We start from the raw sequence: 13,816 nt of genomic DNA, 5'->3' as shown, positions 1-13,816 counted from the left end.
CAAGCGTAGATAGTGTCTTTAAGCAAGCAACCTTTTAATGAAAATTTTGTTTGCTTGCGACGAAATTTGATGGGAAGTGTTCACTGATTTGAACCATACCGATTAGATAGACTTCTCCAAATGCTCCATCGTGGTTGATGATCGGTACTGGGCCGAATTAATATCCATTGGTCGTACATTTTTTTCTGGAATCCATCATTTTTCTTGAGTGTAAGCCAATAATTTAAAAAATTTACAAATTGAGGTGAGTTAAGCTGCACCATATAGGCCATGAGAAAGGGGGCCGCAACACCAGAAGGCACAACAGAAGTATATTCCGGATGTGCCAAAACCCACACTTGAGTTTGAGCTTGGCTCCATAAAACAGCATCAATCAGATTCTGCGCGAATGCTTGCGCAGGTGCGTTGCCGCTTATATTTGGCAAGATTACAATACGCGCGTTAGGAAAGTTATTTTGAATTAATGGAATTAAAACGGGATCGTTAAATACACCGATTCTTAATCCTTTTATATTTTTTATCTGATCTGCAGTTTGAAATTGATTTTGCTTATTTTTAGGTACAATTAAAGAAACTGGACTATGAAAATAAGGTTCGGTGAATTTGCTGCTTGTCAATCGTTGTTCAGTTGCGTAAATGGCCGACATGGCAATATCAAACTTATTTGTTGCCAGGTCGCTAACTAAATATTGCCAAGTAAAAGGGATAAATTCGAGGCGAGAGTTCAATGCCTTGGCAAGCGCATAAGCAAAGGCGATATCATAGCCGACTAATTCATTTTTTTTGTTGTAAAAAGCAAAAGGACGCATGTCCGCATTAAAGCCCACTCGTAATACACCGGTTCTTTGTATACGAAATAAAGCGTCTTCTGTACTTTCTTTCGATGAGATATTTTTTTCATCAAAAGATGGCATGATGGTTGCCTGAGTTTTATCAACAAGTTCTCTGCTTAAAGAAAATGAATTCAATCGCGTATAATTTTTTTCTCCTGGGTTAGGAAATACGCTTTTTAAAGTAAAGGCAAGAATGATGAGTAACGCATAAGCGATGATGAAATGACTCGCCATTTTTTTATAGTTTATTCTTGCATATCCAAAGAACACGAAAGTACCAATAATAGAAATAAAAGCAAAACCCATGACAGACAATAACACTTGTCCATAGCGAATAAGTGGCAATAAGCTCATATAAAGATTAACTGTATCGATAGGCAAGTTCACCCAATTAGCAAGAAAAGCAACAGAGTTAATAGAGCTCGATGGTGATCCAATTGATGAGAGATAGGAAATAACAGGCAGAAAGACATATTGCAAGTTATTAATTGGCGAATCGAAATAAAGTGAGGCAAACAGGATGAAAAGATATACAAAGAAATTGCCTAATTGTGCGAGTGGATAATTGATTAGTAAGATTGTATTGATGATATCTTCGTTTTCTTTCGTATCGATCTCAGGTTTTTTATGGGCAATAAATTTTTCTGTAATTTTTTGTATATACGGTAACGCAACGACAGATAATGTAGTGATGGCGGATATAATTAATGCATCTCGAAGTTCAGGCAGGATTTCTTTATATCGAATATCAGTAAAAGAAGAAATCGTGATAGGGATGATCCATAAAATAAGCAATAAAATACCAATAAGAAATAAAATCAAAAATATGCTGAGATCATATAATTGGTTGAATTTTATTGTTCCAGAAATATAAGCCACTAAGGCAAAGGTGGCAATAGGCGCGAACTTAACCAGCCAATTCCAATATGATAGGCAGGTGTTACTTATGGTTTCTAATACGCTAAACAGGGTTGATTTATTTGAAATGTGCTGAAGCATGAATCCAAATAAGATACAAAAAATTACAACAGCGGGAACATAGTTATTTGTTAAATCGTAAAATAGATTTTCTGGCAGTAGAAAATCCAAAATTCCTGATTGTTGAGGATTGTTTGTTTGTTCGTAGGTTAATAATGTGGTCGCTAATGGTATTGCTTGAGCTAATATAATCAATGTGCCATAGGTAAGTAACAATAATAAAAAATAGACCCATATCTTTTTTAATAGTTTGAGTGAAAGCGAGGGAGACAAATCTCCAAGGCTGACTAACAAGGTGGAGATAACATAAGGGAAGACAACGGTTTCCATTAGCATTGTATACATTCTACCTAAGGGCTCAAAAATGGCTGCCTCATCTCCGATCAGCAATCCTGTCAGAATACCCAAAATAATCGCAATGATTACTTGTAGTGGTAGAGAGATAGAAAGAAGTTTTTTAAAAATCATTTGTGATCTAATCCTTGGCCTTATTTGTCCATTCTCACCAAGTTATTTTAATGATTTTAATTCCACAATGCATGCAATAAATATTTTTCTTAACCCAAAAGTAATGGTGTCTTCCGGTGAACCAGGGAATAACCATAAAAAACAAATGATAATTTTTCAAGAAGGTTGGGTCATCCCTTCCCAACCAATTAATTAAATTGTGCTCTACCCCAAATAAGAGCATTTTAATCAAGCTATTTTATACTAAATTTATGCTTGATTTATTGCCGCTAGCATAACCACCAGAAACTAAAGATCAAACATTCTATTGATGGAAACGTTTATAGACTGCAACACGGTCGTTTTAAAAGTATCTTTTGTTGCCAAAATTCCTGTTGTTAACAGATTATCGCCATTCATTGTAGATGTATTAGCAAATGACTGTTCATGTCGACTTACACGGTTTTCGAAAGCTGAAAAAGTGTAAGATGCATCTATAAACCACGAAGGAGTAATAAAATAGGACATTCCAATTTGACCACCGCCACCCCATGCCCACATGGTAGGCGAGCCATAGTTTACCAAACCGGTGACATTAAGTGTTTCACCATTCACAATGGCATAACCTATGGAGTTGTAGTTTTGTGATTGCAAACTGATTAATGAAGGACCTGCACCTAAGTAAATGCTTTTATTACCCAATTGTTTGCCAATTAAAGCGAATAAATTCATCTCGTGGTTAATAGTTGTTTCAACAGAATCAGCAATTGCATATCCGAACATAGGGCTCTGGGTGCCTGATGCACTGGTAAGCACACCGGTTTGAGGAAGGTAAACATCCCTATTAGTTGCTACTTCGCCAAGATATTGATAAGTAAATTTAATCCCATAATAAATGTTCTCATTAAAGTATCTTAAATACCCAGCTTGAGCCTCGGGCGATAAATTTTGGCTCGTATTTTTAAACGGGGCAGCATTCCCTTGGGCAATCCCGGTAGAATTGTACACCCCGTCAATATATAAACTTGAAATCCCCAGACCCCATGAATCCTGCTGAATCCTTACAGAGTTATAATTTCCACCTACTCCAATAAAAAAACCTTGAGGATTGGGCGCTGCACCCATGGTGCCTGCGAAAGCAGAGGTTGCAAAAATGGAGAGAGGTAAAATTGTATTTGATAATTTGAAAAACATTAATAATCCTTTATAAAATTAGGCAAATTAGTGTATTTACTAATTGACACTATTACAATCATTTAAGACAGCAAGGGTAGCCCGTAATCCGCTTTGCTCCTTACGGGCTACCCTTATTACCCCTAAGTTTTTCTCCTAAATCTTAAAATTCACTTGTTCAATCAGCTCATTAGGAAGGACACTCAAAGAGTCGTCACTCAGTTCCCCTTTTAATTTCATTGTTCTTACCTTAGAGAGGGCTAAAACGAATAATGATGGAAATTTATATTTTTTATTAATATCAAAGAGCTGCTCAGTGTTTGGATTTTTGGATAAGCTCTGTGTCAGTTTGTAGCGGAAGTTCAATTTAGCTATGGGGCTTGCCAATGCTGTTCTTTCAGCGATTAGTTTTTTTTCTTCTTCATTTAACGAATGCCGATAGGGTTTTGGTTTGTGCTCCAGCTGCTCTCGAACCTTAGCAAAGCTTATTTTATATTCAGGTGAGAGTGTTGACGTTACGCTCTCATTAAGCTCAGATGCATTATCCGGTTCTGCGTTAGGGTGAGTACAATGTTCTGATTCTTCTTGTTTTTCTTGGGATTCCGAATAACCAAAAAGGTATTTAAAATTTAACTCAAACGCGCTCATGTGTTCTAAGAGTTTATCCATCTTTTTTCTCATAGGTAAAATTCCTGTTTAGTTAAGTGAGTAGAGGTTTTCAAAAGCGGTTCATTTAGGCCATATTGATGAACAAATATGGATAGCAGGAATGATAGCTCATGATGACATTGATACAAGCTTTTTTTGTTTCGAAGCACTTTCTCCATTAGTAAATCCGTTGGGATCCTCCATCGTTTTTTTGAATTTAGTTAAAGGTTCTTTCTTGAACAAGTTTAAGTCGCTCACTGATGAAAATACCATTTGTGTCTCAACGGTTTTTAGGTAGCACGTTTACGGGGCAGTACGATGAAATGTCGGGCCGTGGGGCCGACCTACGGTTGCTCCGCTGTGCTATGGTTAATATATGATAAACAAGGGGATTAAAATGATTAATAACATGCTTCTTATAATGTGTATATTGTTTGCAACTATTCACTATTTGATTAGACGCAAACATTATTCTGCTGAACAGGTCGTAGATTTATACTTGGTTTATTTCCTATTTTTTACGGTAGGTCTTATCGGTTTAATTGGTTTTATCAGCCATGTATTCTTTCCTGATATGGCAGCTGAAATGATTGGTTGGCCTATTGGTAGTCCATTTCAATTTGAAGTTGGATTTCACGATGGCGCGTGGGCCTTGTTAGGTATCCTATCCTTATTTATTGGAGGAAAATTTTGGCTGGCTACTGGTTTAGGATGGTCATTTTTTATAATAGGCGCTTTATATGGTCATATTAGAGAAATGATTTTACATGAAAATTTTGCGCCTTATAACGCCGGAATTATCATATCAGAAATTATTATTCCAGTTGTAATATTGACTTTACTATTCGTGAAGTTTGTTGTTATGAATAAGAAATAAAAGAGTGCTGGTCGGGCCCATGGCCCGACATTTCTACTTACCTATTTATCTTTATATTCTCCAACAACGAATTGGCTGATAGCAATCCCTTTAGGTGCATTTAAAGTAGGTACTCGTACTATCAATATAGTGACTAGATTGTTTTGTTGTGAAAACTCAGTGGAACTCTGATACGTGACTAGTGTTGGCATTTGCACACGCCAGGAGTAAACACCATTCAATAATCCTTTTTGTAAAATAATCGGTGCACGCGTCGCAACAGCTGAAACAATTAATCTCTTAGCTTTAACAGCTTCGAGATTGTTTGATTTATCTAGTGCTTGCTGGAAATTCTTATAACCTTCGGTAGTAAAATATACTGATAAATTCTGCAATGCCTCATTATAATTAACAAAATTATAAGAAAAAGCAGACACAATAGCTTCATTTGCCCATGTTGCCACAGCTATATCTGATTGATTTGGTTCAGTCAGAGGAATCTCAGCCGGTTTACATGGACAGGAACATTCACTGGTTTTAGGTAAAACAGTTTTACTGGAATTAAATAAATTTGTGCCGGCAATTGTTGTTGTAGGCAGGACCAAACTTAACGCTACAAGTATATTTATTATTCGCATCAAATACCCTCTAGTTTTAAGAACAAGTTCGTTTTATCCAGCAACTCCTAAATCGTTTACAAACTCGAAGCGAATCACTTATTGGAGGTGTGAAATATCCCAAAAAGAAACGGCAATAACAATATTTGGTCCAATCTACCCGCCATCACTATGAGAATATCTACCCTACGCGGAGCAGTTAGTCCTCGCACGAGACTTAAACTGAGTGTGAAATTACAGGGTATTATTCTTATTGATACCCATGATTTTTTAGTATAGTTTATGAATCAGCACAGAGTAAATTTATTTTTATAGATCAAGCGTGTAGCACGCGTAGGTAGCTACATATCCATGCTTAACGAGATTATAACGGATGAATCGACGTGATGTTTAACGTCTTTCTCATCTCGAATGAGATGTTCCCAAAATCGTTTTTGCCGAGATACCCTGTTCCCGTTTATTTTTTCTGGAATCAGAAATAGGTTCACTAGCCGGTATCAGTTTTGAAAAAATGCCCTTAGTCCAATTCCAGCGTAAAGAATAGTTTCCATCGTCTTCAGGTCAGGCAACACAACGATGGCTTCAATGAAAATGGATAATCCAGCAACGTAATTTATCATTTTCAGTGAGCAACCTACTTTTTTGTCGTGCAGATTGACCGTAAAAAATAGCAGGTACCGGGAATGATTACTCTTCGATAGCGCATGGCGGACTCATTGGTTATTCCATTAGGCCGGATGTATAGCAATTAAAATTTTGGAGTGCAAGATGAATCCCTGGCCGTGGGCCTTAATCAAGCCCGGTTATTTTAGGAAAAAATTGAGGTGTTGTTGATTGATATTCAATATAGTCTTGTCCTCTTGCTTTTACGGATTCACGCTCGGTCACTGGAATAGTGATAAATACCATAATCACATACAATGCTAATGGCGAGAAGAGGCTTAGTACGCCATAAGGAGATGGCAGTGCAAAAAATGTGAACGAGCACCAGATAAGCCATTCAAAAAAGCAATTAGGATGCCGGCTGAAACGCCATAATTTTTGATTGCACACTTGTCCGGGATGACTTTTTTTAAACTGCTGTAACTGAAAGTCTGCTAGTGATTCTAAGCCCAAAGCAAAAATAAAGAAAATGAGCGCCGCGATATCAACAAAGGTTATATTTTTTGCAGTGCTCAAAGAAATAAAATACCAACATATGGAGACAATAAAGATAAATAGTCCTTGAAGCTGAAAATTAATAAAAAAGCCGAGGGGCTTTTTAATAGTCCAGGAATTGCTTAATGCCGTATAGCGTTTGTCGACATGTTTTTGTCTAATTCGAGCCCACCAAAGATAGCCACCAAGACGAAGACCCCACATTAATAAGGCGGTGCCAAGGATCACAGTGCGTATCGATAAGGGAGACTGACTTAGATAAATGAGTCCGCTTAATGTGAGGCCCGATGCCCATCCTACATCAACGACTGACGGGTTATTCGTTATTCGGTACCAAAGCCAGATAAGAGACATGTGAGCTATTATAATTAAAAGCACGACAAACATAATCATCATCTAGAGTGTTCCTTTCTTTTGTGCCTACCTTTATTATCCAGGTGTTATTCTAGCTGCTATTGCCACGCAGCCTTTTCCTGCGTGCAAGCCAATCACGAGAGAGACCGTATTGATAAAAAGAGGGTCTTTATTAAAATACTCAGAGCTAGTTTTTGCAAGGAGAGTTGCATATTCGTGATTGTCCGCATGAACAATCGCGTAGTCTTCTAGGTGAGCATTTGCTTTCTTAAGTTGCATTTGAACTAATTGAATTAATTTGCCAAGCCCTTTTGCTGAGGATAAAGATTTTCCTGCAACAATTCCGCGTCCGTATTTATCAATGGATACTATAGGCTTGATATGCGACCAAGATGCCAGTTTTGCTGATAGCTTACTCATTCTTCCAGAGCGAATCATTGAATCAAATTGATTTACCAAGACAAAAATAAAGGTATTTTTTATAGCGACTTGAACTCTTCTGATGACTTCGGCAAAAGGAAGTTTTGCTGCAATTAGCTCCCCTGAATAATGGAGTAATAATCCATGTGATGCGGAGTTGGTTTTTGTATCTAATACAGTTATTTGCGGGTCTTCTTTACTCGCTTCAATAAAAGCTGCGTACATGCCGCTCATGGCACTGGAGATTGATAAAATCAAAACATGGTTATAATGAGCACGCAGTCGATTTAAGTATTGTTTGACCTGATACGGGGAAATACAGGAGGTTTTTGGGTAAGTAGGCAAATTTTGCAGCTGATTATAAAAATGATTTGGTTCAAAACTGTATTTATCTAAAAAATCATGCTCCCCGATATGAATGTTTAAAGCAATGGTGTGAATTTGATATTTGTCTAAAAGGTCTTGGGGTAAGTCAGCGCTTGAGTCAGTAACTAATGCGATGGAGTGTTTCTTTGCAAACTGAACCTCATACTGTCGTTGCATGTCATCAACCTTAGGGTATTTTACAGTACCTAGTCGATAAAGAGTGCTGAATAGATGAGTCGGCTCATTGGTATGAATATGAACTTTAAGCAAGTCTTTTGTACCTATAGCTGCTAGGCTATCGCCTTTATTATTAAATTGCTGCACCAACTCATGTTGACTTATTAGCGGGTTTCTGAGAACCGCTTCAGTACAGTAGCGAAATTGAGGTTGCTCAATCATTTGATGGTCATGTGCTTGTGATGGATGAATTTTATGTGGTGTAGATGACTTGAGGACGACTCCTTTTGCTAAAAAATCAGTGAACCCTTCAATAAAGTAGTAAAAGCCCAATGCTCCTGCATCCACAACCTTTGCTTCTCTTGCTATTTTGAGAGTTGTTTTGGTTTTTTCTACTTCCTTTTTAAGCATTGGAGTGATGATATTCATGGTTTTTACGATAGAGTTGGGATGATTTTGTGAGTTTACAAACTCAGCCAGTTTTTTAATAAGAGTAATTATTGTTCCTTCAACGGGTGCTGATAAAACAGAGTTAATTTCTTCTCCAATTCTTTTGAGAGCAGAACATAAATTACCCACATTTAACTTATTGGAAATAGGAAGGTATTGATGTAGCCCAAGAAAAAATTGTGTTAATAGAATACCAGAGTTGCCGCGACTGCCTAAAATGGCTGCTTGTGCTATTGACTCAAGGGTTAATTTATTGTCTTCTTTTATTTCAGAATATTCGATAATAGCAACACATACTGAAGCCATATTATCACCTGTATCGCCATCAGCAACCGGAAAGACATTAATCCTATTAAGCTCCTCTCGTTTACTAATAAGTTGGTGACATCCATTGATTATAGCCCCATGGATTGACTCTGCATTTAGTTCATCAAAAACCATCAATTATTTATTCCCTTTTAACACTTGAAGTTAATAATACTCTGCTCCATATTAAGTTTTTTTACAACGAAGGTATAGGAATTTATGGCTCGATATTTAATTATTGCAGCAAGTAGTGCTATTGGTCAGTCCGTAGTTGAACTTCTTAAAACACAAGGTGATGAGGTTCTGACTACAGCACAAAGTACGGATAAAATGGCACCTGATTTTATTCTGGATGCTTCTGATTTTGATGCAGTAGACAGGGTATTTGAGCAAGCAGGTTCTATTGATGGGGTGGTTAATTGCGCTGGTTCTTTATTACTTAAAAGTGCTCATATGACCAGTTTTGAGGAGTTTCAAAAGACAGTTAATGCGTCTTTAACTACATCCTTTGCAACGATACGCGCAGCAGGCAAACGAATGACTAGAGGTGGCTCTGTGGTGCTTATTGCCTCTGCCGCAGCGTTAACTGGACTGGCTAATCATGAGGCTATTGCTGCAGCCAAAGCAGGTGTTATTGGCTTAGCACAATCAGCAGCAGCAACTTATGCATCATCTAATTTGCGTATCAATGTAGTGGCACCAGGGATGGTTAAAACACATTTAACTGATGCATTACTCAAGAATCAATTGATTGCTAAGGCATCCACTGCGATGCATGCCTTGGGGCGAATTGGCGAGCCATCTGATATAGCACGAGCTATTTTATTTTTTCTTAATTCTGAAAACAGTTGGATAACAGGGCAAGTTCTAGCCGTGGATGGTGGCTTAAGCTCGGTTCGTCCAAAGCTTAAAGTGTAATTTATTTACTTTTAGGGCGTTCTATGACGAAATTATGCTTTATTTTGGGCGACCAACTCAGTGAGTCACTTTCTTCACTCGCTGTAATCGATAAGCATGATGATGTGGTTTTCCTTTGTGAAGTGATGGAAGAAGCAACTTATGTGGCACATCATCCTAAAAAAATAGCCTTTTTATTTTCAGCCATGCGTCATTTTGCACGACGATTAACAGTGCTTGGTTATAGAGTTCGGTACACTCAATATGATGATGCCAGTAATACTGGTTCTTTTGAAAAGGAGTTGCATCGCGCGATCAATGAAGAAAAAATTTCAGAGGTACATGTTGTTCACCCTGGTGAGTGGCGCGTTCTAGAAAAAATGAGCCTATTAAAAAAACAATTGTTGATACCTCTTATCATTCATGAAGACACTCGATTTTTATGTTCGATAGACGAGTTTAACTATTGGGCAAAAGATAAAAAGCAGTTGCGTATGGAGTATTTTTACCGAATGATGCGTCAAAAGCATCATCTTCTCATAGATGATCGAGGGAGGCCGGTAGGTGGGGCGTGGAATTATGATGCGCAAAATCGAAAGAATGCAAATCATATCGAAAAATTTCCTAGTCGCTTGACACATCCTATAGATGAAGTGACCTCAGAGGTTTTAAGCTTGGTGGAAAAGGAGTTTTCTCATCATTTTGGTCAATTACATCCGTTTAATTTTGCAGTGACCCGCGAGCAGGCTCTTTGTGAGGCCAACTACTTTATAGAGCATTGTCTAGTCTATTTTGGTGATTACCAAGACGCCATGCGCTCTAATGAAGTCAATTTATATCACTCCAAATTATCTTTTTATCTGAATGCAGGGCTTTTATTGCCTTTAGAGTTATGCTGTATAGCAGAAGAAGCTTTTAAAAATAAACTGGCACCGTTGAATGCGGTGGAAGGATTTATTCGTCAAATATTAGGATGGCGAGAGTATGTGCGTGGTATTTACTGGCTCATGATGCCTGATTATGCAAACAGGAATTATTTTAACTCATCCAAGCCCTTGCCCTCACTATTTTGGGGGAAAGACACCCAGATGTTTTGTATAAAAGAAGTAGTGCGCCAGACTCAAGTTGAAGCGTATTCTCACCATATCCAACGCTTAATGATTACCGGTAATTTTGCTCTGTTAGCAGGTCTTAATCCTAAAGAAGTGTGTGAGTGGTATTTGGCTGTCTATGCTGATGCATTTGAATGGGTGGAGTTACCAAACACTCTAGGGATGGCGCTTTATGCTGATGGTGGGGTGATGGCGACTAAACCTTATGCGGCAAGCGGGAAATACATTCAAAAAATGAGTAATTTTTGTAAGTCATGCACTTATAATCCTAGCGATGTAGTCGGTGAAGATGCCTGCCCGTTTAATTCCCTCTATTGGAATTTTATAGAGCAACATCAAGACAGGCTTAAAAACAACCCCCGTCTTCATTATGCGTACTTTAATTGGGATAAAATGGACCAAGAAAAGAAAAAAGCCATCCTTGTCAAGGCAGCTCAAGTGTTGACTGCATTAGATGCTGAGCAGTTATAATAAAAAGTCACCCCTGAAAAGAAGAAAACTAGACTAGTTAACAGCTTTTGGTCAATAAAAAATTGTATGGCCTTGTCTTAATTAAAAATACTTATACCTATCAATTTTAACAGTATGTCTTAAGAGTAAATATGCTACAATTTATGGATCGATTCACACGGTTGAGATCTTTATGCTTGTAGAAATTCTATCTCGAATTCAATTTGGTTTTAGTATTGGTTTTCATATTTTGTTTCCTACATTAAATCTTGGTCTCGCGGTATTTCTTGTGATTATGGAAGCAACTTGGTTGAAAACAAAAAATCCAATTTATCTCGAGATCTGCAAACTTTGGACTAAAATTTTCGCTTTGACCTTTGGAATGGGAGTAGTTTCTGGAATTGTTTTAGCCTATCAAATTGGCACTAATTTTGGCCCCTTTATCACGCAGTTTGGAAACGTCTTGGGCGCTTTATTTGCATACGAAACCTTGACTGCTTTTTTTCTCGAGGCTGGATTTTTAGGGGTGATGCTATTTGGTTGGAAAAGAGTTCCGCCAAAGCTTCATTTTATTGCCACGCTTTTGGTAACTATTGGTACAACAATATCCGCATTCTGGATTATGTCAGCGAATTCATGGATGCAAACTCCTAGCGGGTATCAATTGGTTGATGGGAAGTACATTGTCGATAGCTGGTGGGCCGTAGTATTTAATCCTAGTTTTATTCCACGTTTTATTCACATGCTATTGGCCTCTTATGTGACCACTTGTTTTGTCATCATGGCTGTTTCTGGATATTATCTGTTACGGGAAAAGTGTAACGCGATTGCCAAAAGATGCTTAGCGTTTAGTTTGTGGGCAGCGTTGATTTTAGTTCCTTTGCAAATAGGTGTTGGCGATATAGTGGGTATTAATGTGCATCACTACCAACCTTTAAAAACTGCGGCGATGGAAGGGGTTTGGCAGACCCAAAAAGGAGCGCCCCTTGTGTTGTTTGCGATCCCGTCACAAGAACAACAAAAAAACTTTTATCAAATTGGAGTGCCAAAGCTTGCAAGCCTTATTAACACGCATGAGTGGAATGGCGAGCTTATAGGTTTGAGTTCAGTTCCTGCTGCTGAGCAGCCACGCATGCTCCCTGTTTTTTTCTCATTCCGAATTATGGTAGGTATTGGAATTTTGATGTTATTCACTGCCATAGTAGGAGTTTTTCTGTATTTAAAAGGTATACTGTTTAAGCTTCGTTGGTTTCATCGGTGGTGTTTTGCGATGGCTCCATTAGGATTTATTGCGAGTATTGCAGGATGGTTAACCGCTGAAATTGGCCGACAACCGTGGGTAGTTTATAATCTTTTAAAGACAAAAGATGCGGTATCTTCTATAGGGTATGAAGAGGTGCTGATTTCCTTTTCGTTGCTTATTCTTGCTTATGGGGTTGTTTTTGGTTTTTATCTCTATTATTTACTCAAACTAATTGCACATGGGCCAGAGACATTAATAGAAGAAGTAGAGCATCATGCATTTCAGTATATGACCGATATTCCTGAGGAGAAAAAATAATGTTACCACTTATTTTTGCCGCACTTCTTGGATTTATTATTCTGATGTATGTCATCCTCGACGGTTTTGATTTAGGCATTGGTATTCTCTTTCCATTTACATCCAATGAAAAAGACCGTGATACTATGATGAATTCCATTGCCCCCGTTTGGGATGGTAATGAGACATGGCTCGTTTTTGGCGGTGCGATGCTTTATGGTGCATTCCCAAAAGTCTATGGTTTGCTGCTACCCATTCTTTACATGCCCATCATGCTCATGCTAATTGCTTTAATATTTCGTGGTGTGAGTTTTGAGTTTCGTTTTAAGGCGATGAGATCGAAACCAATCTGGAATTGGATTTTTGCAATCAGCTCGGTTGCTGCAACATTCTTTCAGGGAGTTATTTTAGGTGCTTTTGTCCAGGGTTTTTCCATCAATGAATCTTCAATGACTGTTAATAATCCCAATTGGTTAACCCCTTTTAGCCTATGTACTGGAATTGCTTTGGTGTGCGGGTATGCTCTTTTAGGTTCGACTTGGATGGTTATCAAAAGCACTGGAAGACTTCAGCGTACAATGATTCATCACGCACGAGGATTGTTAGTATTAGTCGGTTTATTCTTGATTTTTGTGAGTATTTGGACCCCTTTGCACAGTGATGAAATTTTTCATCGTTGGTATAGTATTCCTAACGTGTTTTTATTAAGTCCTCTACCATTGTTTGCCGCTGTTGCTATTTATCAAGTTTGGAAAAACTTAGATGCGGCAAGTGAGTACAAGCCGTTCATCTACAGTATCATTGTATTCTTGTGTGCTTACGTAGGAATTGCGATTAGTGTTTATCCTTATTTAATTCCGCATGAGGTGACGCTTTGGGAAGCCGCGGCTCCTGATTCAACGCTTAAATTTATTCTTGTTGGTGTCGTGATTATGCTTCCTATACTCCTTGCGTATACACTGTATGCTTATCATCTCTTCCGAGGAAAATCGACAGGACACTATCACTAGAAATCCTGCCAATCGGAACTTAAG

General features: G+C 38.1%; 11 protein-coding genes. 5 read left to right on the top strand and 6 right to left on the bottom strand.

The genetic code is table 11. From position 1 onward, the window contains the following. Nucleotides 1-80: 80 nt before the first annotated feature. The 3 genes from ACWTEW_RS00350 to ACWTEW_RS00340 form a co-directional block, all read right to left on the bottom strand. A complete protein-coding gene (locus ACWTEW_RS00350; RefSeq protein ID WP_454783330.1) occupies nucleotides 81-2,279 on the bottom strand; it encodes a cation:dicarboxylate symporter family transporter in 2,199 nt (732 codons plus the stop codon). A 288-nt stretch (nucleotides 2,280-2,567) separates the two neighbouring features. Beyond that, entirely contained in the window at nucleotides 2,568-3,452 is an 885-nt protein-coding gene (locus ACWTEW_RS00345; RefSeq protein WP_454783329.1) for an outer membrane protein, read from the bottom strand. Between the two features lie 135 nt (nucleotides 3,453-3,587). Continuing rightward, nucleotides 3,588-4,112 (bottom strand): hypothetical protein, encoded by a 525-nt coding sequence (locus ACWTEW_RS00340; RefSeq protein WP_454783328.1) that lies wholly within the window; start codon nucleotides 4,110-4,112, stop codon nucleotides 3,588-3,590. A gap of 364 nt (nucleotides 4,113-4,476) precedes the next feature. On the opposite strand from ACWTEW_RS00340, the gene ACWTEW_RS00335 reads away from it, so the two are divergent. Beyond that, the gene (locus ACWTEW_RS00335; protein ID WP_454783327.1) at nucleotides 4,477-4,956 is read left to right on the top strand and encodes a DUF6790 family protein; all 480 of its coding nucleotides are present in this window, start codon (nucleotides 4,477-4,479) and stop codon (nucleotides 4,954-4,956) included. Between the two features lie 41 nt (nucleotides 4,957-4,997). Here the strand turns inward: ACWTEW_RS00335 and ACWTEW_RS00330 are convergent, their stop codons facing one another. The 3 genes from ACWTEW_RS00330 to ACWTEW_RS00320 form a co-directional block, all read right to left on the bottom strand. Continuing rightward, the gene (locus tag ACWTEW_RS00330) at nucleotides 4,998-5,573 is read right to left on the bottom strand and encodes a DotI/IcmL/TraM family protein (RefSeq protein ID WP_454783326.1); all 576 of its coding nucleotides are present in this window, start codon (nucleotides 5,571-5,573) and stop codon (nucleotides 4,998-5,000) included. Nucleotides 5,574-6,341: 768 nt separating this feature from the next. Next, on the bottom strand, nucleotides 6,342-7,103 hold the full coding sequence (locus tag ACWTEW_RS00325) for a DUF1295 domain-containing protein (RefSeq protein WP_454783392.1): 762 nt from the start codon (nucleotides 7,101-7,103) through the stop codon (nucleotides 6,342-6,344). Nucleotides 7,104-7,139: 36 nt separating this feature from the next. Further along, nucleotides 7,140-8,918, bottom strand: coding sequence for a DegV family protein (locus ACWTEW_RS00320; RefSeq protein WP_454783391.1), 1,779 nt, complete (start codon nucleotides 8,916-8,918; stop codon nucleotides 7,140-7,142). 84 nt (nucleotides 8,919-9,002) lie between these two features. Here ACWTEW_RS00320 and ACWTEW_RS00315 point away from each other — a divergent pair, with 84 nt between their 5' ends. The 4 genes from ACWTEW_RS00315 (at nucleotide 9,003) to cydB (ending at nucleotide 13,792) form a co-directional block, all read left to right on the top strand. Then, complete coding sequence (locus ACWTEW_RS00315) at nucleotides 9,003-9,701, top strand: SDR family oxidoreductase (RefSeq protein ID WP_454783325.1); 699 nt, start codon at nucleotides 9,003-9,005, stop codon at nucleotides 9,699-9,701. A 23-nt stretch (nucleotides 9,702-9,724) separates the two neighbouring features. Continuing rightward, nucleotides 9,725-11,263 (top strand): cryptochrome/photolyase family protein, encoded by a 1,539-nt coding sequence (locus ACWTEW_RS00310; RefSeq protein WP_454783324.1) that lies wholly within the window; start codon nucleotides 9,725-9,727, stop codon nucleotides 11,261-11,263. A 172-nt stretch (nucleotides 11,264-11,435) separates the two neighbouring features. Continuing rightward, on the top strand, nucleotides 11,436-12,803 hold the full coding sequence (locus ACWTEW_RS00305) for a cytochrome ubiquinol oxidase subunit I (protein ID WP_454783323.1): 1,368 nt from the start codon (nucleotides 11,436-11,438) through the stop codon (nucleotides 12,801-12,803). Further along, entirely contained in the window at nucleotides 12,803-13,792 is a 990-nt protein-coding gene (gene cydB, locus ACWTEW_RS00300; protein WP_454783322.1) for a cytochrome d ubiquinol oxidase subunit II, read from the top strand. The genes ACWTEW_RS00305 and cydB overlap by 1 nt, the downstream gene beginning before the upstream one ends. Nucleotides 13,793-13,816 lie beyond the last annotated feature (24 nt).

Source organism: Legionella stuttgartensis (genome assembly GCF_977063405.2).
Note: the sequence above shows the minus strand (reverse complement) of the source record. Positions and strands in the feature narration are given on the sequence as shown.